We start from the raw sequence: 23090 nt of genomic DNA on the forward strand, positions 1-23090 counted from the left end.
GGACTTCCGGCGCTCCGCGGGACTCCGCGCTTCCTACGGTGGGGCCGTGACCTCCATGAGCGTAGACGTCGTCCTTCCCTGTCTCGACGAGGCCGAGGCCCTGCCCTGGGTGCTCGATCGCGTTCCCGACCGATGGCGGGCGATCGTCGTCGACAACGGCTCCACCGACGGTTCCGCCGCACTCGCCCGCCGCCTCGGTGCGACGGTGGTGCACGAGCCCCGCCGCGGCTTCGGCGCCGCCTGCCACGCCGGACTCCTCGCCTCCGACGCCGAATTCGTCTGCTACTGCGACTGCGACGCGTCGCTGGACCCCGGCCTGCTGACCGGCATGGTGGACTCCGTGGACGACGGCTCCGCCGACCTCGTCCTCGGCCGTCGGCGGCCCACCGGGCGCGGTGCGTGGCCCCTGCACGCCCGGGCCGGAAACGCGGCGCTGTCCCGCCTGGTCCGGCGGAGGACGGGCCTGCGACTGCACGATCTGGGGCCGATGCGGGTCGCCCGGCGGGACGCGCTGCTGTCCCTGGACCTGACCGACCGGCGCAGCGGCTACCCGCTGCAGATGGTCGTGCGCGCGGCCGACGCGGGCTGGCGGGTGCGGGAGGTGGACGTGCCCTACCGCCCGCGTACCGGGCGGTCCAAGGTGACGGGCACGTGGCGGGGCACCTGGCAGGCCGTCCGGGACATGCGCCGGGTCCTGGACGAGCCCGCGCCACGCGCGGAGGCCACCGCACCGGTCGCGGTCGAACCGCGCGGGGACGGGACCACACCGGTCATGGTCAAGGCCGAACCCGTCGTGGACGAGGCCGCGCCGGTCGTGGGTGAGCGCGCGTGACGGCCCTTCTCGTCATCGCCAAGCAGCCGTTGCCCGGCCGGGTCAAGACCCGGCTCACTCCCCCGTTCACCCCCGTGCAGGCCGCCGCGCTCGCCGAGGCCGCCCTCGCCGACACCCTCGCCGTGGCGGCGCGGGTTCCGGCCGCCCGGCACGTCCTGGTGCTGGACGGGGAGCCCGGCGCGTGGCTGCCCCCGTGCTTCGAGGTCGTGCCCCAGGTGGCGGGCGGGCTCGACGTGCGGCTCGCCGCCGCCTTCGCCGGGTGCGACGGGCCGGCGCTGCTCATCGGCATGGACACCCCGCAGATCACGCCCGGATCGCTGACCGGGGCGCTCCGCTGGGACGCGTACGACGCCTGGTTCGGGCCCGCGGCCGACGGGGGCTTCTGGGCGCTCGGGCTGCGCTCCCCCGAGCCCTCGCTCCTGCTCGGCGTCCCCATGTCACGGGCCGACACCGGCGGCGTGCTGTTCGAGCGGCTGCGCGCGGCCGGGCTGCGGACCGGCCGGCTGCCCGTCCTGCGGGACGTGGACACCGCCGAGGACGCGCGCCACGTGGCGGCGGAGGCGACGGGCACCCGTTTCGCCGCCCTGCACGCCGTGCTGGCTCCGGCCCGGGCCGGAGCGGGGACGTGACCGCCGCGACGACCGCCTGGCGCGCCGACCCCTACGCCGACGCGCTGCGCACCGGACGGGGCCCTCTCTACCTCGGCCGTGACGACGGGTGGCTGCTGCCGCTGGAGGTCGAGCGGTGGTGCGACGCCCCCGACCCGGCCGACCGGTCCGTCCTGGAGCGCTGCCGGGGCTCGGTCCTCGACATCGGCTGTGGCCCGGGCCGGCTCGTCGCCGCGCTGGCCGCCGACGGGCGCCGGGCGATGGGCATCGACGTCAGCCGTGAGGCCGTCGCCCGCGCGATCGGGCTCGGCGCGACGGCCCTGTGCCGTTCGGTCTTCGATCCGCTCCCGGCGGAGGGGCGCTGGGACACGGCCCTGCTGATCGACGGCAACATCGGCATCGGCGGCGATCCGACCGCACTGCTGCGCCGCTTGCGGCGGGTCGTGTCCCGGTCCGGCCGGATCGTCGCGGAGTGCCTGGCCGTCGACGTGGACGAGCGGTGCCAGGTGCGGGTGGTGGACGGCAGAGGGGGCCGGGGCGAGCGGTTCCCGTGGGCCCGGGTGGGTGGGCCGGCGTTGGCCGCGCACGCGGCGGCCGCGGGCTGGGCCGTGGGCGAGCGGTGGGAGCTGAGGGGCCGCCACTTCGCCGCCCTCGCCCGTCAGTCGTCCCCGTCGCCCCTGCCACCCCCGGCACCCCCGTCCCCGGCGCCCCCGGCGCCCTCGGCGTCCCCGTCGTCCCGCTGAGCGCGTTCCCGTCGCCGCCGTACGAGGACGCGCGCGGTCGTTCCGGCGGCGACTACCGCCAGGACGATCGCGAGGTTGCGTCCGTACGGCAGCGGCAGCGCGGACGGGTTCGGCGGTTCTCCCGGACGCACCAGCAGGGGCAGGGTGACGAGCACCAGGCCGCCCGCCACGACCAGCGCCCCGCGCAGCGTGCCGCGGTGGCGCCGTCCCACGAGCAGCAGGCCCACCGCGAGGACCAGGGGGGCGAGGATGCCGTCGTGCAGGACGAGCGCCCCGGCCAGCCACAGGAGCACGCCGGCCGGGTCGGGCTCGGCCACCACCAGCCGGACGCCGATCCCGATCAGGAGCACGCCCAGTCCACCGAGCGCGTACCGCGCCGTGCCGGCGGTCCTCACAGCACCTCCAGGCGGTGCACCCACTTGGTCTGGAGGACGCCGGGGCGGTTCGGGACGATGATCCGGGCCGGGAACCCGTGGTCGAGGGAGAGGACCTGTCCGTTCAGGGTGAGGGCGAGCAGGCTGAGCGGGTCGCCGGCGTAGTCGGCGCCCATCTCCGTCACCCGGTAGGCACCGGCCGTCTCCATCGAGACCACCCGCACGCCGTCGCGGCCCGGCCGCCCGCCCGCCCGCTCCACCAGCTCGCGTACCGGTACGCCTTCCCAGTGGGCGTCGACGCTCCAGCCCTCCACGCAGGCGATGGGCAGCCGGGCCGCGGCCCGGGGCATCGCGCGCAGGGCGGCGAGCGTGAGCGTGTACGGGCGCGGCCCGGTGACCTCCAGCCGCCACGCCGCGAGGCCGCTCGCCGAGACGCCGGCGGCGGCCGCGGTCCGGTTCACCGGAAGCCCCTGCGGGCCGTGGTCCGGGTGGCGGGGGGCCAGCAGGTCCAGCGCCTTCAGCGGGGTGAAGGCCTGCCCCACCGTCGTCACGGTGACCGCCGCGACGGCCGCTCCCGTACCGAGCAGCAGGGAGCGGCGGTCGCGGACGTCCTCGGCGGGAAGGGCGAGCGTCCCTTCCGAACGCCTCCCCCAATGGGCGCGGATCTCCGGTGCCTTGACCGCGAGGTGGAGCAGGATCGAGCCGGTCGCGATCCAGGCGACGGCGAAGTGCACGGGCACGAAGGAGAAGGGCCAGGGGTACCACTCGACGATGTTGAGCAGGCCGGTCAGCACCTGGAACAGCGCGGCGGCGACGAGCACCGCGACGGACAGGCGCTCCAGCGCGTGCCGCCAGGACCGCACCGGCGGCCACACGAACAGGCGGGGGTAGACCGTCCACAGCTTCACCAGCAGCAGCACGATCGCGGCCAGCCCCGTGGCGACGTGCAGCCCCTGCGTGAGCCGGTACCCCCACACCGGCCGGGACGGCAGCCGGCCGGCCGCCCAGTCCGGCGGGTGCTGGAGGTAGTGGCTCACCAGGCCGGTGACGAAGCAGACCGCGAAGGCGGCGCCGAGCCAGCGCCCGACGGCGGTCGCCGTCCGCGCGTCGTGGAGGCGACCGGCGAAGGAGGGCGGGCGGAACGCGGACGGTGGGGTCGGGCGCGGTCGGAGGGTCATGACGTCCATGACACCGCCGGGGACCGCCGGTCGGGGGCTCCGACACCTTACGGAACCCGAACGCCTCGACGCGGCACCGCCCGTGCGGTCCTACGCCCTGCCAGGCTGCGCCCATGCCTGGTGTCCGTCCGCTCGTCTCCACCGCCCTGTCGGTCGCGGTCCTGGCCGCCGCCTCGGCGACCCTGCTCGCCGGGGACGCGGTGGGCGGCGACTTCCTGCTCGGCTACGCGGGCTGCTGGGCCCTGTTCGGGGCCGCCGTGGTCGCCCTGCGCCGGACCCCCGACCGGGCGGTGGTGCCGCTGGTGCTCGCCGGGGCGGTCGTGCTGGCCGCCACCGGGCTCGTGGCCGCGCCGCGCACGAGCACGGACTCGTACCGGTACGCGTGGGACGGCCGCGTGCAGGCGGCGGGCGTCTCCCCGTACGACCACGCCCCCGCCGACCCGGCGCTCGTCGCCCTGCGCGACGGATGGCTCTTCCCCGACCCCGGGGCCTGCGCGGACGCACCGGACCTGGCGCCCCTCCCCGACGGCGGCTGCACCCGGATCAACCGGCCGACCGCGCACACCCTCTACCCGCCCGTGGCCGAGGCGTGGTTCCTCCTGGTGCACGGGCTCGCCCCGGCGGACAGCCGTCACCGGGCGCACCAGACCGGAGCGGGTGTCCTCTCCCTCGCGGTGACCGGCCTGTTGCTGACCGTCCTGCGTCGGCGCGGGGCCCAGCGCCGGGCCGCCCTGTGGGCCTGGTGTCCCGCCGTCCCCGTCGAGGCCGTCAACAACGCCCATGTCGACGTCCTCGCCGTGCTGTTCTCGGTCGCCGCCCTCGCCGTCGTGGCCCGCCGCCGTGTCGTCGGCGGCGTCCTGCTCGGGCTGGGGATCGCCGCGAAGCTGCTGCCCGCCCTGCTGGTCCCGGGCGTCCTCTCCGGGGCGCGCCGTCCCCGCACGGTCCTCGCCGTCATGGTCCCGGCCGTGGCCGTCGTCGGCACGGTCTACCTGCCCCACGTCCTGCTGTCCGAGGGCTCGGTCCTCGGCTACCTCGCCGGGTACGCCGAGGAGGAGGGGTACGAGGACCCCGGTGCGGGCGGGCGCTACGCCCTGCTGCGGCTCGTCCTGCCCGACGCCTGGGCGGCGGCCGCCGTCCCTCTCGTCATGGCCGGCGTCGCCCTCGCCGTGTGGTGGCGCGGCGACCCCGAACGCCCCTGGCGGGGCGCCCTCCTCACGACCGGAGCCGCCTTCCTGCTCCTCACCCCCGGCTACTCCTGGTACGCGCTCCTGCTCGTCGCCCTGGTGGCCCTGGACGGCCGGGCGGAGTGGCTGGCCGTCGCCCTGGCGGGCGCGGTCGCCTACCTCGCGGGGCCCACGCTGGGGCAGGGGGCGACGACGGAGGCGTACGCGGCGGCCGCCGGGGTGGTGACGGCGGCCGCGGGCGTGCGGCGATGGCGTCGCGGAACCCCGCGGGGCCCGGCGGCGGCGAGGACGGCACGCGCGCTGTCGTCCCGCTGAGCGTCGTCGCTCCTGCCCGGGCGGCGAGGCCGCCGGATCAGACGGGGGCGAGCGGGGCCGCGCCGAAGGAGACGTCGAAGCGGTCGCACCAGATGCTGACGCTCGGGTAATCCGACCAGTCGACGTCGGTGGGCAGCGCGTAGTTCTGGTCGCCCCTGTTGCCCTTGAGCGGGGCGAGGTCGAGGTGCCGGCCGTCGTCGAAGACGTACCAGCCCGCCCTGCCCTCCTTCACCGGCGCTTCGCTCAACAGCACGTGCAGGTCGGGGCCGTTGCTGGTGTCGAGCCCCTCCAGGCGCAGGGTGTGGGTGCCGTCCGGGAGCCGGACGATCCGCGCCGTGCCGGTGGTGGTGTGCTCGTGGCTGAGGAACACCCCCCGCGCCACGGTGACCGGGCCCGCCGGTGCCGGGGAGGACGAGGCCGGCGGGAGCGAGGCCGCGCCGGTGGCCCGGGGGGCTTCCCGCGGGTCGCCCGACGGCCCGGCCGACGGCAGGGCTTCGTGCACCGTCTCGTCCACCCACAGCGCCCAGGGCTTGAACCACACGAGTACCGCGGCCATGACCACCGCCGCGACGGCACCCCCTGCCCACCAGGCCCTGCGCCTCCGACGTTCCACGCCACTCCCCTTCCGCCGGCCGGCACCGCCGGCTCCCTCTCGCCCCATCCAACGCGGCGGACCGGCCGCCCGGAAGCGACCGCCGGATGACGGAATCCTTACGGATCCGGTCAGGCCCCGGAGAGCAGCCCTCACCCGCGCGGCGGCCCCGCGGAGCGGAGCCGGTAGGCGGAGGGCGGGCAGCCGACGGCCCGCCGGAAGCGGGTGGAGAAGTAGAGCGGGTCCGCGTAGCCGACCTGGCGCGCGACCTCGCGGACCGGGAGGTCCGACAGGGTGAGGAGCCGGCAGGCCATGTCCATCCGCCGGTCCTCGACGTGGGCCATGACGCCCGTCCCCAGCCGGGCGGCGAAGAGGCGGGACAGGCGGGAGGGCGACAGACCGGCGACCCGGGCGAGGGACCGGACCGTGTGCGGCTCCGCGAGGTGCGCGCTCAGGTGCTCCAGGACGGCGAGCAGGCGGGGGTCGGTCGTGGTGCCGCGGTCGTTCTGGGTGGCGCACCAGAGCAGCGCCTCCTCGACCGCGTTGACCCCGAAGAGCACGGCGTTCCCCACGGCGCTGGTGCTCAGCGCCACGGCCCGGGTGAAGGCCGCGGCCACGCGTTCGGCCAGGGGTCCCGTCAGCGCGATCCGCCCCACCCCGGTGCCGGCCCGGGGGAGGTCGAGCAGCCCGAGCCACTCCGGGCGCGGCAGGACGTGCGCCCAGAGCACCGTCCACCCCTCGGCGGCCGGATCGGTGCCGTAGTCGTGCGGCGTGCCGGGCGCCAGGGCGAGGACGGAGCCCTCGTCCGCGCGCACGTCACCGTGCTCGGCCGTCCGGACGCGGCCACGGCCCGCGCAGGTGTACATGAGGAGCCAGTCCTCCGTGCCGCCGGTGCGGACGGTCCGGTAGCCGGGGCGCGCGGCCAGTCTTCCCGCCACGATGCGCCGGTCCGTGGTGGCGACCCGCTCGGCCCGCGGGCGGCCCCGCTCCACGACGCCTCCATCTCCCATGCGAAGTCCCCGAAGTCCCATTCCCGGACGGGACGCCCGGGACCACGCTGGTCAGCATGACACTCAGCATCCCTCCCGCGTCGGAGCGGGCGCGCCGCTACGCGACCGACGGCGTCCTGCAGGTCCGCGGGCTGCTCCGCCCCTCCGAGGTCGACGCGATCCGCACGGCCTTCATGGAACAGGTGGAGCGCGACCGCACGGCCCTGGGCGCGGACGACGGCCTGCCGGACGACGACGTCCTCGCGCGTTTCCCCCGCCTCATGCAGCCCCACCGCCGGCCGGAGCTCGTGGTGGGGGCCCTCGCGCGCCGGCTGATGACCGACGACCGTGTCCTCGACATCGTCACGGCGCTCATCGGACCCGCGTACGGCGCGCAGTCGATGTTCTACTTCAAGCCCCCTTCGGCCCGCGGCCAGGCGTTCCACCAGGACAACTACTTCCTGCGCGCCCACCCCGAGACCTGCCTGGCGGCGTGGATCGCGATCGACGACTGCGACGCCGGGAACGGCGCGCTGGCGGTCGTACCGGGTTCCCACACGAGGGAGGTGGAATGTCCCGGGACGGCCGACGCCGAGGAGTCCTTCACCCGGGGCCTCGTCCGCCCGCCGGAGGGGACGGAGCCGGTGCGGACGGTGATGCGGGCGGGGGACGTCCTGTTCTTCCACGGCAGTACGGTGCACGGCTCGCCGCCGAACACGTCGAGGACCCGCTTCCGCAGGTCCCTGATCTTCCACTACGTCCCGCGTTCCTCCGTGGAGGTCTCCCGCTGGTACCTCCCGCTGGTCGCCCCGGACGGCTCCGACGTCACGATCGCGGAGGCGACCGGGGGCGGCCCGTGCGGCGACGGATGGGAGGGCGAGGCGCACTGACCCTCACCGGACCGGCGGAGCACGGCGGTGTCCTGGGGGCGCCCCGGTGTTCCTCATGAGTCTCGACGTCGCCACGGGCAAGCCCCGGTGGCGCCGGGAGAGCGAACGGCTGGGACGCAGGACCGCTCTGATCAGCGGTGGCCACGTGCTGGTCCCGTGCCCGCGCTACGCGGCCGTCGCCCTTCCCGCCGGCTCCCGCCGGTGACCCCGCCGCCCCGCCGCCCCGGTGGGGCGGCGGGGTCAGCGTCAGGCGGGGACGGCCTCCAGGGCCACCACGACCATGACCGGGAGGTCGGTGTCGGGCTGGACCACGCCGGCGGTCAGGGTCCGGTCGTCGAGGGTCCACTTCTTGAGGGCGATGAACTCGTCCTTGTCCTCCGCGGTCTGTTCGGCCTCCGTGAGGTGGCCGGCGAGCGGGGACCCCTCGATCTCGGGGAGGAAGCCGTCGAGGGCCCGTTCCGCCTCCTCGTAGACGGCCTCCACGTCGTCGAAGTAACCCGACTCGTCGACGTCACGGATCCAGACGGCGAACGAGACGGTGACCGTCCCGCTGCTGAACGTCTGGATCCAGGCCCCGACGCCGTCCTTGTCCCAGGAGGTCTCCACGCCGTCGCGGGGCTTGCCCCCGGGCGTCCACTCCCGGGCCGAGAACCGCGCCGCCGCGCCTTCGGCGGTCAGCGGGGCGAGGGCCCTCAGCTCTTCCAGCATCGCGATCACTGCAGCCATGAACTCATTCCACTCATGCCGTTGCCGGGCACGTGATACGCCCTCAGCTTCCCGCTGGCGTACGCCTCCGGGAACGCCTTGGACAGCACCTCGTTGACGTGCGCGGCGCCCCATTCATTGGACACCATATAGCGGACGCCCTTGCCCCCGAGATCCTCGTTGAGGGCGAGCAGTTTGTCGGCCTGGGTGGTGATCCGGCTCTCGTCGTAGTACTTGAAGTCGGGGTTGTACGGGGACTTCTCCCATTCGGAGACCCGGTCGCCGCCGGTGAACTTCGCCTCCGTGATCCAGCCGTCGCGCGGGCCGCCGTCGACGTGGACCTCCCGGCCGTCGGGCAGGATCCACTGCTGCTCGTAGCTCTGGTCGGTGACGAGCCGCTGGTAGCGGAACGACGGGCGCTCCATCATCTTCTCGGTGAGCCAGCCCAGGCCCTTGAACTGCGAGTACGGCGAGAGGCCGAGGGGGTCGCAGATCGTGTACGGGTTGTGGACGTAGGCGACCGGGTTCGGCGCGGGGCCGAGGCCGAGGGGGTCCGGGGAAGTGTAGCGGCCGGTCTCGGGGTCGTAGTGGCGGAAGAGGTTGTAGTGGAGGCCGGTCTCCGGGTCGAAGTACTGGCCGGGGAAGCGTAGCGGGGTGTAGGCCGTGCCGGAGCGGGCCCAGGCGGTGGTGCCCCACAGGGTGCTCCTGGCGTGCCAGGCGATCGCGCCCGACTCGTCGACCAGCTCGGTGGGGGTCCCCACGAGGTCGGTCGCGATGGCGAAGAACCGGCGGTCGATCTCCTCCTGGCGGCTGTCCGGGGTGAGGAGGCGTTCCGTCTGGGACAGGGGCACCAGGCCCCGGTGGTCCCAGGTGAGGGCGACGACGTGGGCGAGACCCGGGGTGTGCACCGTCTGCTCGCACAGGGTGGTGCCGTCCCAGGAGAAGCGGACCTCCTCCGCGACCTCGCCGTCGGCGGTGAGGCGCTGCTTCGCGGTGCGGCGGCCGAGGGGGTCGTAGCGGTAGCGCCAGCGGGTGCCGTCGGGGGTGACGACGGAGGCGAGGCGGTCCTCGGCGTCCCACGCGTAGTGCCAGGTGTCGGGCTTGCGCGACAGGCGGGTCCGTCGGCGGAGGGTCACGCGGCCGAGGGCGTCGTACTCGAAGCGGACGCCGCCGGCCCGGGTGAGGGAGGTGCCGGTGTAGGAGCGGGGGCCGGTGGCGTCCTGGCCGGGGTGGGACTCCGGCCAGGAGGCCGCCGTCTGGTTGCCGGCCTCGTCGTACGCGTACCGCTCGGTCCATCCCTCGGCGTGGACCGCGCCGACCCGGCCGGACGCGTCCAGGTCGAAGGTGCGGGAGCCCGACAGGCCGTCGGTCACGGAGGTGAGGTAGCCGTCGGCGCGGTGGGTGTAACGGCGGTGGTTGAGGGAGCGGTCGCCGACGGCCAGGTGCTGGGCGCACATCCGGCCGGCCTCGTCCCAGGCCGAGGAGAGGGTGAGGGAGCCGCCGAAGGCGCGCTCGATCTCCCGGCCGGCCGCGTCGTGGGCGAAGGTGACCTCGCGGCCGCCGCTGGTCATCCGGCCGACGCGGCCGGCGGCGTCGTAGCCGTACTCGGTGACCGCGCCGGTCGGGGTGGTGCGGCGGGCCCGGCGGCCCAGGGTGTCGTAGGCGTAGTTCATGGCGCGGCCGTCGACGAGTTCGGTCTTGACGCGGCCCCGCCGGTCGTAGGCGTAGACGATCTCGCTGTCCGGTCCGGTGACGTTCAGGAGCCGGTCGGCCCGGTCGTACGCGTAGGTGGTGACCCTGCCGGCCACCTCCTTGCGGACCGTCCGGCCGAGCTGGTCGTAGGTGTAGGACACGGTCCGGCCGAGGGCGTCGGTCCGGGACGTGCGCTGCCCGGCGGCGTCGTAGCCGTAGCTGAGCGTGCGGCCGTCGAAGTCGGTCTCGGAGGCCAGCCGTCCGGCGGCGTCGTACGTGTAGGACCAGGTGCCCTGCGGGCCGGTGACCCGCGTCAGCCGCAGCTCCGCGTCGTGCTCGAAGGTGTGGCGGGTGCCGTCGGGTCCGGTGCGGGTGGTGAGCAGGTCGAAGTGGGTGTAGTCGAAGCGGGAGGTGGCGCCGGCCGGGCCGGTGTGGCTGAGGGGGTTGCCCTCGCCGTCGTGGGTCCACGACTCGGTGGCGCCGTCCGGGCCGGTGCGGCGGACGAGGTTCCCGTCCTCGTCCAGGTCGACCCGGGTGACGTGGCCCACCGGGTCGACGGTGCGCGCGATCCGTCCCAGGGCGTCGCGTTCCAGGAACGTGGTGCCGCCGGCCGGGTCGGTCACGGCGACGGGCAGCCCCGCCGCGTCGCAGCGGACCGTGGTGGTGGCGCCGAGGGCGTCGGTGACGGTGGTCAGTCGGCCCCGGCCGTCGTAGGCGTACCGGGTGGTGGCGCCGGCCGGGTCGGTGACGGCGACGCGGTTGCCGTGCTCGTCGAACTCCTGGAGCCAGCGGGCGCCGTCCGGGCCCCGGAACTCCGTGGACGCGCCCGACGCGTCGCGCACGGTGCGCAGTTCGCTCCCGTCGGGGCGGGTGACGGTGAGGAGGCGGCCCTCCTCGTCGTGGGTGAAGGAGGTGGTGCGGCCCAGCGGATCGGTGCGGCTCAGGGTGTTGCCGCGGGCGTCGTGGGCGAAGCGGGTGGTGTGGCCGAGCGGATCGGTGGTGGCCACCACCCGGGAGTGGCGGTCGATCCGGTGCCGGGTCGTGTGCCCGGCGGCCGTGGTGAGGGCGGTGGTGCGCAGACCGGTGTCCGGGTCCGGCTCCGTGTACGTGAGGGTGATCTGGACGTGGCCGGCCTGGCCGCCCTCGGCGACGACGCGGTCGCGGTCGTCGTAGACGTAGTCGTAGCGGCTGCCGTTGGAGTCGATCCAGGCGATGACGCGGCGGCGGTCGTCGTAGACGAAGGTGGTGGTGGCTCCGGAGGGCCTGGTGACGGTGGTGAGGTCGCCGTCCTCGTAGCCGTAGCGCATCAGGGGCAGGTCCGTGCCGCCCCTGCCCGCTCCGGCCAGGGCCAGGGCGGTGACGCGGCCGTCGGTCACCGCGGTGGTGACCCGGCGGCCCGCGGAGCAGGTCAGGGCGAGCGGGGTGCCGTGCTCGTCGCGTTCCACGGTCCACCCGTTGCCGTGGCGGTCCTCGACGCGGTCCAGCCAGGCGTCCCCGTCGCCGCCGGGTTCGCTGTCGGCGGGGGCGGTGAAGTGGCGGGTCAGGCCGGTGCCGGGGTCGGTGAGGGTGTAGCCGCCGTCCGTCCCCCGGGCCAGTCGGGTGCGGGTGGTCCCGGACTCGGCTTCGGTCGGGGTGCCCGGGGCGGGGTGCGGATAGGCGATCAGGAGGCCGTCGGCGGTGACGTGGAGGACCCCGACGGCGTCCACCTCCAGGCGCTCGTCGACGGTGGAGGTCCAGGAGGGGCCGAGGAAGCGGCCCGCCGCGAGGCCGGACTCGGTGCGGCGGGTGAAGGCCAGGGGCAGGGTGCCCGGCAGCACCAGGTCGGTCTGGGGCAGGAACATCCGGCCCGAGGCGAGGTCGACCGGGTCGGTGTTGGTGACGACGCGGCGTCCGTCGGGACGGTTGTGCGTGCCGTCGGGGACGTCGTCGAGCAGTCTGCGGAGCCGGGCCGCCTTCGCCGCGTCCGCGGCGAGGCGGACTCCCTTGACCGCGGCCCCGCCGCCCCCGGTGGCCACGGTCAGGGCCGCGTCGGGCAGCAGCCGGCCGAAGCCCTCCGCCGGATCCTTCATGAAGTCGCTGATCATCTGCTTGCCGGTGCCGACCGGGTCGTTGACGGCGACGACGAGTCCGGCGGCGAGGCTGTTGAGGCTGGTGGCGTACTCGGCGGGGTGGGTCAGGTTGTAGGGGTCGAGCGGGTTGATCCCCCGGACGAAGTTGACCAGGCCCGCGGTGCCCTTGATGATGCCGCCGCCGACGTGGTCCTGGATGATCTGGAACTCCTGCAGGCCGTCGCCCAGTTGCTCCGCGTACGAGGGCTTCTTCGGGGCCATGTCGCGGGCGGCCCGCACGGCGCTGCGGGCGGTCTCCGCCGCGGTGTTCCGCTGGGTGCGGGCCTGGGCGAGGAGCTCCTGCGCGTCCGCCATCAGCTTCTTGCCCGGGTCCTCGAAGGTCGGGGCGGGGCAGGGCGGCAGCGTGGCGGGGTCGCGCTTGTCCGGTGCCTGGGCGTTGTAGCGGTCGACGGCCTTGTTGTAGTCGTCGATCCGCTTGCGGTGCGCGTCGGCCGCGTTCTGGGAGGCCTTGACGCCCTCCTTCCACACCTCGATCGCCGTCTGTGCCTGGTTCTGAGCCCAGGTGACGGTGCCGGCGAACGCCTCCATCGCGCCGGCCGCCTTCTCGCAGGCGTCGGCCCCCGTGAACCACTTCGGCGGCTGGGTGCTCACCGCGGTGCGCAGCGCGTCGGCCGCCTCGCCCTTCAGCCGCGAGGAGTCGAGTCCCTTGAGCCCGTCGCCGGAGTTGTCGAACGCCTTCTGGAAGCCGCGGAGTTGTCCGGCTATGGAGCGGATCTTCTCGGGGCTGCCGTAGATCAGTTTGGTCTTGTCCTCGGTCTGTCCGAGGTCCATCTCGTCGACCTCGGCGCCCATCCGGTTCGCCACCGAGCGCGACTGTTCCCGCACCCAGTCGGCGCCGGACTCCCAGCCCACGTCGTCGAGCCGGTCGGCGGTCCAGTTGCCGGCGTCCTCGACGCGGTTGCCGACCCATTCGACGCCGTCCTCGACCACGTCCTCGACCGCGTCGGGCGTGATGTCACTGATGAAGTCCCCGAAACCCATCCTCAGCCGTTCCCGCCCGCGTCCGTGTCGCCCTGCTGCTGCGCCTGCCGGGCGCGCTCCTCGGGCGACGGCCCGAACGTGTCGTCCAGGGCCTGGTCCCACTGCTCGTCGGAGATGCCGAGGGCGTCGTTGAGCATCTGCGACTGGCGGCCGCCCTGTCCCTCGGTCAGGACGGTGCGGCCGGTGTCCTTCCAGGTCTGCGCCATGTCCTGGCCGGCCTTGTCGAACGACTCGGCGCTCCAGTCGGGGTTCAGGTAGTCGGGCGTGACGATGTCGCCCCAGCCCTGCTGGGCGATGTCCTTCTCGTCGGCGTGCGGGTTGCCTCCCATGATCGAGTTGAGGCCGACCTTGAGCGAGCCCTCGACGTACTGGTCGTGCTCCCACTGGGTGCCCGCCGCGAGTCCGAGGCGGTTCGCGAGCGAGCTCGCGTCGCGCACCAGGGCCCGGACGCCCCACTCCCAGCGCTCGCAGAAGTCCTCGAAGTCCACCGACAGCCCGTGGTGCCCGGCCTCCATGCCGGTCATCGCCAGGCCCGAGAACCCCTTGCCCATCACGGAACCGGTGGCGCCGCCGAGTTCGCCGAGCTGGTCGATGACCGCGCCCACGCCCTGCGTGAACTTGGCCACCGACGCCTGGTCGAAGGAGAGGTCCGCACCGTCACCACTCACGACCGTTCCTCCCCTCCGCCGGAGCGGCGGGTCGTGCCGCGCCCGCGTCGACCGCGGCGCGGTCCGGGACGATGCCGGTGACCGGCGGGAAGAACATCGATCCGTCCTCCTCCGCGATGTCCACGGCGAGCCCGGCGGGTTCGCCCAGCGTGGGCACGATCTCGTCCACGATCCGTGCCCCGAGAAGGGCGACGTAGTCCATCGGGCGGTCGCCCGGACCGTGGTGGACGGCGAAGCGGGCCAGGGCCGTCTCGTCCGTGAACGCGCAGATCCAGCGGACGCCGCCCGAACGGGCCGACCAGAGGCCGCCGGCCCCGGCCGACGGGACCAGGAGGACCGTCCGCCTCATCTCGCCCACGAGCTCCCGCGGATCACCGCTCCCCGCCCGCTGCTCGGCGATCCGCAGAGCGAGCGTCGTTCTCGGCCTCGCCATGGCCCTCCCCCGTCCTGGTCAGCTGATGGGCACCCTAGAACAGGACGTGCGGGGGCGGGAATCGGTTCTGCGGGGGTGCGCCGGCGGCCCGGCGGTCCTCCCGAATCAGCCGGGCAGGCGGTCGAGGGCCGCGAGCACCGGGGCGACGCCGTCCTCCAGGGCCAGGCGGTCGGCGAGGGCGCGGGCCCTCGTGCGGTGGGCGGCGTCCCCGGTCGCCCGGCGCAGGGCCTCGGCCAGGGGCGCGGAGGCGAGGCGGCGCAGCGGTACGACGGCGGGAGCGGTGCCGAGCGCGGTGAGCCGGGAGGCCCAGAACGCGGCGTCGAACTGGACCGGTACCGGGACGGTGGGCACTCCGGCGCGCAGGACGGCGGCGGTCGTGCCCGCTCCCGCGTGGTGGACCACGGCGGCCGTCCGGGGGAAGAGGAGGGAGTGCGGCAGTTCGCCGACGGTCAGGATGTCGTCGCCGTCGGCGGCCAGGCCCGCCCAGCCCCGCTGGACGATGCCGCGCACCTTCGCGGCGCGCAGCGCGGTGACGATCGCGCGGCTCACCCGCTCGGGGTCGGGCACGGTGGCGCTGCCCAGCCCGACGAAGACGGGTGGGGGGCCGGCGGCGAGGAAGTCCTCCACGTCCCGGGGCAGCCGTCCGGTCTCGTGCGGCCACCAGTAGCCGGAGACCTCGAAGCCGGCGGGCCAGTCGCGGGGGCGCGGGACGACAAGCCGGCTGTACCCGTGCAGCACGGGCCGGGTCCGCCGTTTCCGGGCCCGGCCCGGCGAGGGGAGACCGTACCGGCGGAGCGACCGCACGGCGTCGGCGAAGAGCAGGTCCACCGTCGCCATGACGACCCGTCCGCTCAGCCGGTTGCCCACCGCGCCCAGGGAGCGCGTCCCCAGGACCGGGGCGGGGAACTCCGCGGTCGGGTGCAGCGGTTGGAGGTGCAGCCCGAGGGCGGGCACCGACAGGCGCTCGGCGAGGGCGTAGCCGAGCGGGCCCAGCGCGCCGCCGACCAGCAGGACCTCGCCGTCCCGGGCGGCGTCCACGAGGGCCGCCGTCATCTCGTCGGCGGCCGCGCGCGCCATCGACGCCAGCCGGACGAGCTTGCCGGCTCCGGTCCGCGCGTCGTGCAGGCGTCGGCCCCGCGCGGAGTGCAGGACGGCGCGGGGGTCCACCGGCAGCGGGTGGAACCGTACCCCCGAGCCCGCCACCAGCGGCTCGAAGACCGCGTGCGCGGCCAGCGTCACCTCGTGTCCGGCCCGTACGAGACCGGCGCCCAGACCCGTGTACGGCGCGACGTCACCCCGCGAGCCCGCCGTCATCATCACGATGCGCACGCCGCCAGTGTGCCCCACCGGGGCGCCCGGGCGCAGGGGACCTGCCGCGCACCACCGGACCGGCCGTGCGCGGCCGGTCCTACGCCGCGGGCCGCCGTCCGACGGACGGCCGGTGGTCCGGGGTGGCACCGCGGTCCCCCACACCCGTCCGGCGGCCACCGGCGGTGCGCTGTCCCGCGTGGAGGAGGTCCGCCTGGCCGTCCCGGTGAGCGGCTCGGACAACCTCCTCGTCAGGGTGTGGCTCCGCGGCCCGCACGCCGTCGACCCGTTCGAGGCCGTGCCGGCGGAGCGCCTCCCCTGGCTGCGGGTGAACGACCGCACCGTCGTCCTCCGCTCCCGCAAGCGCATGGGCCGCCTCCTCGACCCGACCGGGCCGCGCCACGGGGCTCGTCCCCCTAGCCCTGCCGCCCGCGTGACCGCCGGGGGCGGCGACACCGCCGACGGGCGGCCGGAATCCGTGTGCGTTTCTCGCCCGGCCGTGCTGGGATCGACCGTTATGAACAACCACTTCCCCGATGAAGCAGACCTGATGGACAGGATGGAGAGGAACCTGGCGGAACACGCCTGCCACCTGCACCGGAGCACGACCGGTGCGAGCGTCGCGGAGGGCGGTGACCTCGTGGTCGCGGACAGCGGCCTGGACGACGACACGTTCAACATCGTCGCCGCCGCCCGCTTCACCGACACCGACGCGGCGGAACGGATCGCCGAGACGGTCCGGACGACGGCCCGCACGGGTCGCGGTTTCTCCTGGTGGGTGGGCCCCGCCTCGACCCCGGGCGACCTCTCCGCCCGGCTGACGGCGGCCGGTCTGCCGGAGTCCGAGCGCGAGACGGCGATGTGGGCCGAGCTGGACGACGCGCCGCCGGCGTCCGACGTTCCGGGACTGGACATCCGGACCGTGACCACGCCCGAGGAGCTCGCCGACTACGCCACCGTCCTCGCCGCGAACTGGAACCCGCCCGCCGAGACCGTGCGCCGCTTCTTCGCCAGGGCCGCCGAGCAGGCCCTGGCGCCGCACTGTCCGGCCCGGTATCTGGTCGGCTACGTGGAGGACCGTCCCGTGTGTTCCGCCGAGGTGTTCTCCCACGCGGGAGTCGCCGGCATCTACAACATCTCCACCCTGGCCGCCCACCGCCGCCGCGGCTACGGCGGTGCCGTCACGCTCGCGGCGCTCCGCGCGGCCCGCGACCGGGAGCACCGCATCGCGGTCCTGCAGGCGTCGGCCGACGGGGAGCCCGTCTACCGTCGCCTCGGGTTCCGCTCGTGCGGCGGGTTCACCGAGCACGCCCTCGCTCCCTGAAAGGCCCCGGCTCGTCCCGCGTCCCCCGCGCCTCGGGGGCCGTACGGGCCCGGGAGCACGGAGGGGCGCCGTCGGACCGCTCGCGTATCCTTCCGGCCGCACACCCCACCGATGCGAAGGAAACCAGAGCATTGACCGGCCCCACCGCCTTTCCGCTGCCCTTCCGGGCTTCCCGTTCCGTGTCGTACGCGCCGCCACGGACCTTGCGCGAGCTGCAGATGACGCGGCTCAGTGCGAGCATCCGGGAGAAGGCGGGGTGGGCCGAGAAGAGGAACGACGCGGACATCGCCGCCCGTTGGGCGCGGGAGGCGGTCGACCAGGGGCTCACCGAGGCGCAGGTGCGCTACGTCCTGGACGAACTCGCGCACTACGCGGCGCTGCGGGACGAGCGGACCGGCGTCGAGGTGTCGGGGGTCGACGGCGTGTGGCAGTCGGACGCCCTGGTCGACGGGGCGCTCGCGGCCCGGCTGCGCGAGGCGGTGCGGGTGCTGGAGGAGGTGCCGGAAGCGGACCGGGACTGGCATCCCGGATCCGACGGGCAGGTGCTGGACCTGGTGCATCCCTCGCTTTTCTGCCTGGTGAACGAGGTCAGCGGGGGGCCCGGACGGGCGTGGCGGAACGCGACGAACACCTACACGAAGCACGAGTTCTCGGAGCGGTTCCAGTGGCTGCCGACGGACGTCGACGTCCATGACGACGGCCGGGTCGAGTTCCGTTCGTACGTGAACAACGTCCACCCCGAGCGGCACCGGGACCTGGCCGCCGTGCTCCCCGAACTGGTCGCGCGCTTCCTCCCGCTCTGGGAGCGCGTGCTGACCGATCTGCGCCGTCCCAGGCCGCCGCGGATCGAGGCCGATCCCTACGGGTGGTACGGCGCCGAGCCCGTCCACCCGGCCGCGTCCCCGGACGGCGACACGGCGGCCCACCAGGAGGCCGTCGGCGCGTGGCTGCGGGCCCGGGACGACTGGTGGGAGAACCGCCGCCCGATCGTCCCGGACGCCCCGGTCTTCACCCCGCCCACGTCGCCCGGCCCGTCCGACCGGGTCGATCTGCGCGGTCGCCGCCTCCAGGTCATCGTGAAGCTGGCCACGATCCATCTCACCCCGGACCGGCCCGAGTACGCGGGCGGGTCCTGGCACGTCGAGGGGATGCTGAACGAGCGGATCGTCTCGACGGGCATCTACTACTGGGACAGCGAGAACATCACCGAGAGCCGGCTGGGCTTCCGCGCGGCGCTCGACGACCCGGAGTACGAGCAGAACGACGGCGAGGGGATGCGCGAGGTCTACGGCCTGGAGGACGAGGACGCCCTGAACCAGGTGCTCGGCTCGGTGCCGACCCCGGCGGGCCGCTGCCTGGCGTTCCCGAACGTCCTCCAGCACCAAGTCGGCCCGTTCCGGCTCGCCGACCCCGCCCGCCCTGGGCACCGGAAGATCCTCGCGTTCTTCCTCGTCGATCCGTCGGAGTCCCTCGTCTCGACCTCCGACGTGCCGCCGCAGCAGCCGTGGGCCCCGACCTCGACCATGACGCTCGCGCAGGCGCGGGGCTTCCGTGAAGAGCTGATGCGGGAGCGGACGTTCTTCGTCGACGAGCACAACGAGCAGATGTACGAACGGGAGTTCTCGCTCTGCGAGCACTGATACCTCCGGGGTGAGGCGGACCGGCGCGGGACGCCGGTCCGCTCCCGACGGGTTGTCAGGTCCCTTTCCAGCTCCTACAGTTCGGCCCAACAGCAGACTGCGGGAGCGCTCCCAAAGGAGGAGGGTGTCGGTCGGGACACGCCCCCTCCCGCACGGAGCCGCCACAGGCCACCCCCCACGGAGAGGCCCCCCATGCGCGCGTCACCCCCTCGCCCCAGGCCCCCGCGCGGCACGCTCGGCGCGTTCTTCCTCGCCCTCGTCGCCGTGGTGGCGACCCTCGTGGGCACCGCACCGGACGCCCGGGCCGACACCCTGCTCTGCGAGCAGTACGGCACGGCCACGGTCCAGGGACGGTACGTCGTCCAGAACAACCGCTGGGGCACCGCCGCGACCCAGTGCGTCACCGCCACCGACACGGGGTTCCGGCTCACCCGCGCCGACGGGTCCGTCCCGACGGACGGCCCGCCGAAGGCGTACCCCTCGCTCTTCAACGGCTGCCACTACACCCGCTGTTCGCCCGGCACGGCGCTCCCGGCCCGGATCGGCGGGATCGCCTCCGCGCCCAGCACCGTCTCGTACGGCTTCGTCGGCGACGCCGTCTACAACGCCTCGTACGACATCTGGCTGGACCCGACGCCCCGGACCGACGGGGTGAACCGGACCGAGATCATGATCTGGTTCCACCGGAACGGCCCGGTCCAGCCGATCGGCGCGCCGGTCGGCACCGCCACCGTGGGCGGGCGCTCCTGGCAGGTCTGGACGGGCGGCAACGGCTCCAACGACGTCATCTCCTTCGTCGCCCCCTCGGCCCTCGCCGCATGGGACTTCGACGTCATGGACTTCGTCCGCGAGACCGTCGCCCGCGGCATGGCCGGGAACGACTGGTACCTCACGAGCGTCCAGGCCGGCTTCGAGCCGTGGCAGAACGGCGCCGGGCTCGCGGTGCACTCCTTCTCCTCGGCCGTGCACCTGGGCACCCCGCCGACCGGCCCCGGCGAGCCCGGCCCCACCGACCCCGTCCCCCCGACGGCCTGCGCGGTGACGTTCGCGCCGAACGTCTGGACCGGCGGCTACACCGCGAACGTCACCGTCGCCCACACCGGTCCGGCCGCCCTCGAACCCTGGAGCCTGACCTTCACCCTCCCCGAAGGACAGCGGATCACCCAGGCGTGGAACGCCGTCGTCACCCCGTCCTCCGGTGCCGTGACGGCCACCGGAGCGGCCCACAACGCGCGGATCGAGGCCGGAGGCAGCCAGACCTTCGGCTTCCAGGGCACGTACGGCGGCACGTTCGCCCCGCCGTCCGGCTTCCGCCTCGACGGCGTCGCCTGCACCTGACCCGCACCGTACGGCGCACGCCGCCCTCCGAAGGACAGCGCAGAAGGAGAACACCGAACGGACCCACCCACCCCACACACGCACAGGAGACACGATGGCTGGACGCAAGAAGCGGCTCGCCTCCCTGGCGGCGGTGCTCGCGACCCTGCTCGCCGGGATCGGCCTGACCCTGCTGGGCCAGAACAGCGCGCAGGCGCACGGCGTCGCCATGACGCCCGGGTCGCGCACGTACCTCTGTTGGCTGGACGCGAAGACCGCCACCGGAAGCCTGGACCCGACCAACCCCGCGTGCCGGGCGGCACTCGACGAGAGCGGCCCCAACGCGCTGTACAACTGGTTCGCCGTGCTCGACTCCCAGGCGGGCGGACGCGGCGCCGGATACGTGCCGGACGGCACGCTGTGCAGCGCCGGCGGCCGCTCGCCGTACGACTTCACCGGCTACGACGCCGCCCGTTCGGACTGGCCGCGCACGCACCTGACCTCCGGGCGCACGATCCAGGTCAAGCACAGCAACTGGGCCGCCCACCCGGGCTCCTTCCGGGTGTACCTCACCAAGCCCGGCTACTCCCCCGCCACCGAACTCGGCTGGGACGACCTGGAGTTGATCCAGACCGTCACCGACCCGCCGCAGACGGGCTCCCCGGGCACCGACGGCGGGCACTACCACTGGGACCTGAGCCTGCCCTCGGGCCGCTCGGGTGACGCGGTGCTCTTCATCCAGTGGGTCCGCTCGGACAGCCAGGAGAACTTCTTCTCCTGCTCCGACATCGTCTTCGACGGCGGCAACGGCGAGGTGACCGGCATCCGCGGCACGGGCGGCACACCGACGCCGACTCCCACGCCGACCCCGACGCCGACCCCCACACCGACGGAGCCCACTCCGACCCCGACTCCCACCGATCCCCACACCGGCTGCATGGCCGTGTACACCGTCGTCAACGCCTGGAGCGGCGGCTTCCAGGGCTCCGTCGAGGTGATGAACCACGCCGCGACGGCCCGTGACGGCTGGGCCGTGCGCTGGACACCCGGCGCCGGCACCCGGGTCGCCAACCTCTGGAACGGCGCTCTGACCACCGGGGCCGACGGCACGCTCACCGTCCGGAACGTCGACTACAACCGGGTCATCCCGCCGGACGGCACGGTCACCTTCGGGTTCACCGCGACCTCTACCGGCAACGACCATCCGGTCGGGTCCGTCACCTGCGTCGGCTGACGGGCGAGGGTCGTCTCCCGCCTCGCGGGGGGCGACCCTTCGCGCGCCCCGGCGCCGTCACGGGGTCGCGCGATAGGTGGAGAAGACCTGGGCGTGCCGTTTCTCCACCTCCTCGCGCCGTGCCTCCGGGCCGATCACGAGCACCAGGTGGTAGCGGCCCTCGACGAGGAGGGCGGCGTTGCGGACGAACAGTTCGCGCCCTCGGTCGTCGACCCACGTGAAGCTGCCGTGGGCGTAGCGCCTGCTGCCCACCTCCACCAGCGCGAGCCCGGTGGCGGTGGACCAGGTGGAGGCGCGGAACGACGCGAGCTCCGGTTCGTGCTCCCTCTGGTAGGTGACGGGCGAGGCCGAGGTGCGGGCGGCCGTGTCGCGGCCGGGGACGAGGACGACCTCGATGTCCCCCTGGGAGTAGCGGAACTGGCCCTGGGCGTTCCTGGGCCGGGCCTCCCAGCCGGCCGGCACCTCGACGCGGAAGCCGTCCTCCTGGACCAGGCGGTATCCGGCGGTCGCCGCCGTCGACGGGGCCGAGGGGTGGCTCGTGCTTCCCGTGGGGGTCGGCGTCCCCCGGGGCGAGGGGGAGGCGGGGGACTTCGCGCGGGAGGCGTCGGAGGCCTTGCCCCCCGACGCCGAGGCGGGGGGCTTGCCCTGGGAGGCGGAGCCGGGTGTGCCGGAGCGGCCGGCATCGCCCCACCCGTGCGTGAGCCCCCAGGCGGCGAGCGAGCCGAGCAGGACGCAGGACGCCACGGCGGCCGACAGCCGGCGGCCGGTGATCCGGCGCGGGGCGCGGCCGGATGCTCGCCGTCCCGCCTTCGGCGGCGCGGTGTCGGCCGCCCGGGGCACGTGCGGCACGGGGGGCGCTTCCGTCACTCTCGACACGGTCGCCGACTCCCCGGCCGCGGCCACCTCCTCCGGAGGACCGGCGGGGGCGGGCTCCGGTGCGGGCGCCGCCGCCCGTAGCCTCGCCGCGACCTCGGCCGAGGAGGGGCGGTCCTCCGGGTTCTTGGCGAGCAGGGCCACGACGAGCGGTGCGAGGGAACCCGCCCGTAGAGGCACCGGGGTCTCCTCGACGACGACGGCCGTCACCGTCGCCTCCATCGACTCGCGATGGAAGGGCGAACGGCCCTCCAGCATCTGGAACAACAGGACACCGAGCGACCACAGGTCCGACGCGGGTTCCGGATGCCGGCCGCCCATCCGCTCCGGCGCCGTGTAGGCGAGCGAGCCGACGAACTCGCCCGCCCGCGTGAGGGATTCCTCTCCGGCGATGTACGCGATGCCGAAGTCCGTGAGCACCACACCACCGTCCTCGGCGAGGAGGACGTTCCCCGGCTTCACGTCCCGGTGCAGCACGCCCCGCTCATGGGCCGCGGCGAGCGCCTCGACGACGCTGAGGGCGATGCGGGCCGCCTCGGGCCCCGGGAGCGCGCCCTCCCGGTCGAGCCGGTCGGCGAGGGACTCCCCGCGCACCCGCTCCATGACGATCCACGGGTGGCCGTCCTCCATCGCCACGTCGTACACCGTGACCACGGCCGGGTGGCTGACCCGGGCCGCCGCCCGTGCCTCGCGCAGCACGCGCTCGACCCTGACCGGGTCCCGCGTCGTGTGAGCCTCCTTGACGGCGACCTCGCGCCGGACGAGGAGGTCGTGTCCGGCCCACACCGTGCCCATGCCGCCCGAGCCGAGCCGCTGGTCGAGGCGGTAGCGCCCGCCGATCAACCGCCCCTCGGCCGCGGCCTCCCGGGCCCCGTCCCCCGTCACCATGCGAGCATCATGCCGCATGGCGGGGGCGGTGGGAGGGCCGTCGCCGCGGGGACCGTCGACCCGCCGGGCCCGGTTCGGCCGGGGGCGAAGGCCGGGGGCGGGACCGCGTTCGCCGGGAGGGACGAACCCCGGGGCGGGACCGACGGACGCTTCTCGGGCCCCGCTGGGGGAAATGTGGCCGGAATTATCTCGA

At 74.7% G+C, this 23090-nt stretch carries 20 protein-coding genes; 10 read left to right on the forward strand and 10 right to left on the reverse strand.

Translation table 11 applies throughout. From position 1 onward, the window contains the following. The first annotated feature begins 55 nt into the window (after nt 1–55). The 3 genes from IE321_RS16270 to IE321_RS16280 are packed head-to-tail and all read left to right on the forward strand — an operon-like array spanning nt 56 to nt 2183. Complete coding sequence (locus IE321_RS16270; RefSeq protein ID WP_190223444.1) at nt 56–832, forward strand: glycosyltransferase family 2 protein; 777 nt, start codon at nt 56–58, stop codon at nt 830–832. Beyond that, on the forward strand, nt 829–1461 hold the full coding sequence (locus tag IE321_RS16275; RefSeq protein ID WP_190223416.1) for a TIGR04282 family arsenosugar biosynthesis glycosyltransferase: 633 nt from the start codon (nt 829–831) through the stop codon (nt 1459–1461). Before IE321_RS16270 ends, IE321_RS16275 begins: the two co-directional genes overlap by 4 nt. After that, nucleotides 1458–2183 (forward strand): class I SAM-dependent methyltransferase, encoded by a 726-nt coding sequence (locus IE321_RS16280; RefSeq protein ID WP_190223417.1) that lies wholly within the window; start codon nt 1458–1460, stop codon nt 2181–2183. The genes IE321_RS16275 and IE321_RS16280 overlap by 4 nt, the downstream gene beginning before the upstream one ends. Here IE321_RS16280 and IE321_RS16285 read toward each other — a convergent pair. Continuing rightward, nucleotides 2099–2578, reverse strand: a complete 480-nt coding sequence (locus IE321_RS16285; protein ID WP_226652412.1) for a hypothetical protein — start codon at nt 2576–2578, stop codon at nt 2099–2101. The two genes, IE321_RS16280 and IE321_RS16285, sit on opposite strands and share 85 nt — an antisense overlap. Beyond that, complete coding sequence (locus IE321_RS16290; protein ID WP_190223418.1) at nt 2575–3735, reverse strand: molybdopterin-dependent oxidoreductase; 1161 nt, start codon at nt 3733–3735, stop codon at nt 2575–2577. Before IE321_RS16290 ends, IE321_RS16285 begins: the two co-directional genes overlap by 4 nt. Nucleotides 3736–3848: 113 nt before the next feature. On the opposite strand from IE321_RS16290, the gene IE321_RS16295 reads away from it, so the two are divergent. Continuing rightward, nucleotides 3849–5234 (forward strand): glycosyltransferase 87 family protein, encoded by a 1386-nt coding sequence (locus IE321_RS16295; protein ID WP_190223419.1) that lies wholly within the window; start codon nt 3849–3851, stop codon nt 5232–5234. Between the two features lie 37 nt (nt 5235–5271). Here IE321_RS16295 and IE321_RS16300 read toward each other — a convergent pair whose 3' ends face one another. Together IE321_RS16300 and IE321_RS16305 are read right to left on the reverse strand one after the other, a co-directional pair. Further along, on the reverse strand, nt 5272–5790 hold the full coding sequence (locus IE321_RS16300) for a DM13 domain-containing protein (RefSeq protein ID WP_226652415.1): 519 nt from the start codon (nt 5788–5790) through the stop codon (nt 5272–5274). A gap of 188 nt (nt 5791–5978) precedes the next feature. Beyond that, nucleotides 5979–6836, reverse strand: coding sequence for a helix-turn-helix domain-containing protein (locus IE321_RS16305; RefSeq protein ID WP_190223421.1), 858 nt, complete (start codon nt 6834–6836; stop codon nt 5979–5981). 56 nt (nt 6837–6892) lie between these two features. Between IE321_RS16305 and IE321_RS16310 the strand changes: the two genes are divergently transcribed. Both IE321_RS16310 and IE321_RS16315 read left to right on the forward strand, forming a co-directional pair. Next, nucleotides 6893–7705 (forward strand): phytanoyl-CoA dioxygenase family protein, encoded by an 813-nt coding sequence (locus IE321_RS16310; RefSeq protein ID WP_190223422.1) that lies wholly within the window; start codon nt 6893–6895, stop codon nt 7703–7705. Nucleotides 7706–7760: 55 nt separating this feature from the next. After that, nucleotides 7761–7910: a hypothetical protein gene (locus IE321_RS16315; protein ID WP_190223423.1), complete on the forward strand. Its 150-nt coding sequence runs from the start codon at nt 7761–7763 to the stop codon at nt 7908–7910. Between the two features lie 41 nt (nt 7911–7951). On the opposite strand, the gene IE321_RS16320 is transcribed toward IE321_RS16315, so the two are convergent. The 5 genes from IE321_RS16320 to IE321_RS16340 form a co-directional block, all read right to left on the reverse strand. Then, the gene (locus IE321_RS16320; RefSeq protein ID WP_043222093.1) at nt 7952–8431 is read right to left on the reverse strand and encodes a hypothetical protein; all 480 of its coding nucleotides are present in this window, start codon (nt 8429–8431) and stop codon (nt 7952–7954) included. After that, entirely contained in the window at nt 8419–13212 is a 4794-nt protein-coding gene (locus IE321_RS16325; RefSeq protein ID WP_190223424.1) for a putative T7SS-secreted protein, read from the reverse strand. Before IE321_RS16325 ends, IE321_RS16320 begins: the two co-directional genes overlap by 13 nt. Before the next feature lie 2 nt (nt 13213–13214). Beyond that, complete coding sequence (locus IE321_RS16330) at nt 13215–13880, reverse strand: hypothetical protein (RefSeq protein ID WP_190223425.1); 666 nt, start codon at nt 13878–13880, stop codon at nt 13215–13217. After that, nucleotides 13870–14313 carry a hypothetical protein gene (locus IE321_RS16335; RefSeq protein WP_190223426.1) on the reverse strand — a complete coding sequence of 148 codons (444 nt, stop codon included), beginning with the start codon at nt 14311–14313 and terminating at the stop codon, nt 13870–13872. The genes IE321_RS16330 and IE321_RS16335 overlap by 11 nt, the downstream gene beginning before the upstream one ends. A gap of 105 nt (nt 14314–14418) precedes the next feature. Beyond that, nucleotides 14419–15627 (reverse strand): glycosyltransferase, encoded by a 1209-nt coding sequence (locus IE321_RS16340; protein ID WP_190223445.1) that lies wholly within the window; start codon nt 15625–15627, stop codon nt 14419–14421. Between the two features lie 553 nt (nt 15628–16180). On the opposite strand from IE321_RS16340, the gene IE321_RS16345 reads away from it, so the two are divergent. From IE321_RS16345 to IE321_RS16360, 4 genes are all read left to right on the forward strand, one after another. After that, nucleotides 16181–16945, forward strand: coding sequence for a GNAT family N-acetyltransferase (locus IE321_RS16345; protein ID WP_190223446.1), 765 nt, complete (start codon nt 16181–16183; stop codon nt 16943–16945). 131 nt (nt 16946–17076) lie between these two features. Then, nucleotides 17077–18585 (forward strand): DUF4246 domain-containing protein, encoded by a 1509-nt coding sequence (locus IE321_RS16350; RefSeq protein ID WP_190223427.1) that lies wholly within the window; start codon nt 17077–17079, stop codon nt 18583–18585. 192 nt (nt 18586–18777) lie between these two features. After that, nucleotides 18778–19923: a GH12 family glycosyl hydrolase domain-containing protein gene (locus IE321_RS16355; RefSeq protein ID WP_190223428.1), complete on the forward strand. Its 1146-nt coding sequence runs from the start codon at nt 18778–18780 to the stop codon at nt 19921–19923. Nucleotides 19924–20017: 94 nt separating this feature from the next. Further along, on the forward strand, nt 20018–21136 hold the full coding sequence (locus IE321_RS16360) for a lytic polysaccharide monooxygenase (protein ID WP_190223429.1): 1119 nt from the start codon (nt 20018–20020) through the stop codon (nt 21134–21136). A 57-nt stretch (nt 21137–21193) separates the two neighbouring features. On the opposite strand, the gene IE321_RS41970 is transcribed toward IE321_RS16360, so the two are convergent. Beyond that, on the reverse strand, nt 21194–22897 hold the full coding sequence (locus IE321_RS41970; RefSeq protein WP_226652419.1) for a serine/threonine-protein kinase: 1704 nt from the start codon (nt 22895–22897) through the stop codon (nt 21194–21196). Nucleotides 22898–23090 lie beyond the last annotated feature (193 nt).

Origin of the sequence: Streptomyces hydrogenans (assembly GCF_014656075.1) — a bacterium.
In the GTDB taxonomy this organism is placed as follows: Bacteria; Actinomycetota; Actinomycetes; order Streptomycetales; family Streptomycetaceae; genus Streptomyces; species Streptomyces hydrogenans.

Coding starts and splice junctions, on each gene's coding strand:
- IE321_RS16270 (WP_190223444.1), top strand. CDS start 56: ATGAGCGTAGACGTCGTCCTTCCCTGTCTCGACGAGGCCGAGGCCCTG.
- IE321_RS16290 (WP_190223418.1), bottom strand. CDS start 3,735: ATGACCCTCCGACCGCGCCCGACCCCACCGTCCGCGTTCCGCCCGCCC.
- IE321_RS16295 (WP_190223419.1), top strand. CDS start 3,849: ATGCCTGGTGTCCGTCCGCTCGTCTCCACCGCCCTGTCGGTCGCGGTC.
- IE321_RS16300 (WP_226652415.1), bottom strand. CDS start 5,790: ATGGCCGCGGTACTCGTGTGGTTCAAGCCCTGGGCGCTGTGGGTGGAC.
- IE321_RS16305 (WP_190223421.1), bottom strand. CDS start 6,836: ATGGGAGATGGAGGCGTCGTGGAGCGGGGCCGCCCGCGGGCCGAGCGG.
- IE321_RS16310 (WP_190223422.1), top strand. CDS start 6,893: ATGACACTCAGCATCCCTCCCGCGTCGGAGCGGGCGCGCCGCTACGCG.
- IE321_RS16315 (WP_190223423.1), top strand. CDS start 7,761: ATGAGTCTCGACGTCGCCACGGGCAAGCCCCGGTGGCGCCGGGAGAGC.
- IE321_RS16320 (WP_043222093.1), bottom strand. CDS start 8,431: ATGGCTGCAGTGATCGCGATGCTGGAAGAGCTGAGGGCCCTCGCCCCG.
- IE321_RS16325 (WP_190223424.1), bottom strand. CDS start 13,212: ATGGGTTTCGGGGACTTCATCAGTGACATCACGCCCGACGCGGTCGAG.
- IE321_RS16335 (WP_190223426.1), bottom strand. CDS start 14,313: ATGGCGAGGCCGAGAACGACGCTCGCTCTGCGGATCGCCGAGCAGCGG.
- IE321_RS16340 (WP_190223445.1), bottom strand. CDS start 15,627: ATGACGGCGGGCTCGCGGGGTGACGTCGCGCCGTACACGGGTCTGGGC.
- IE321_RS16345 (WP_190223446.1), top strand. CDS start 16,181: ATGGAGAGGAACCTGGCGGAACACGCCTGCCACCTGCACCGGAGCACG.
- IE321_RS16355 (WP_190223428.1), top strand. CDS start 18,778: ATGCGCGCGTCACCCCCTCGCCCCAGGCCCCCGCGCGGCACGCTCGGC.
- IE321_RS16360 (WP_190223429.1), top strand. CDS start 20,018: ATGGCTGGACGCAAGAAGCGGCTCGCCTCCCTGGCGGCGGTGCTCGCG.
- IE321_RS41970 (WP_226652419.1), bottom strand. CDS start 22,897: ATGGTGACGGGGGACGGGGCCCGGGAGGCCGCGGCCGAGGGGCGGTTG.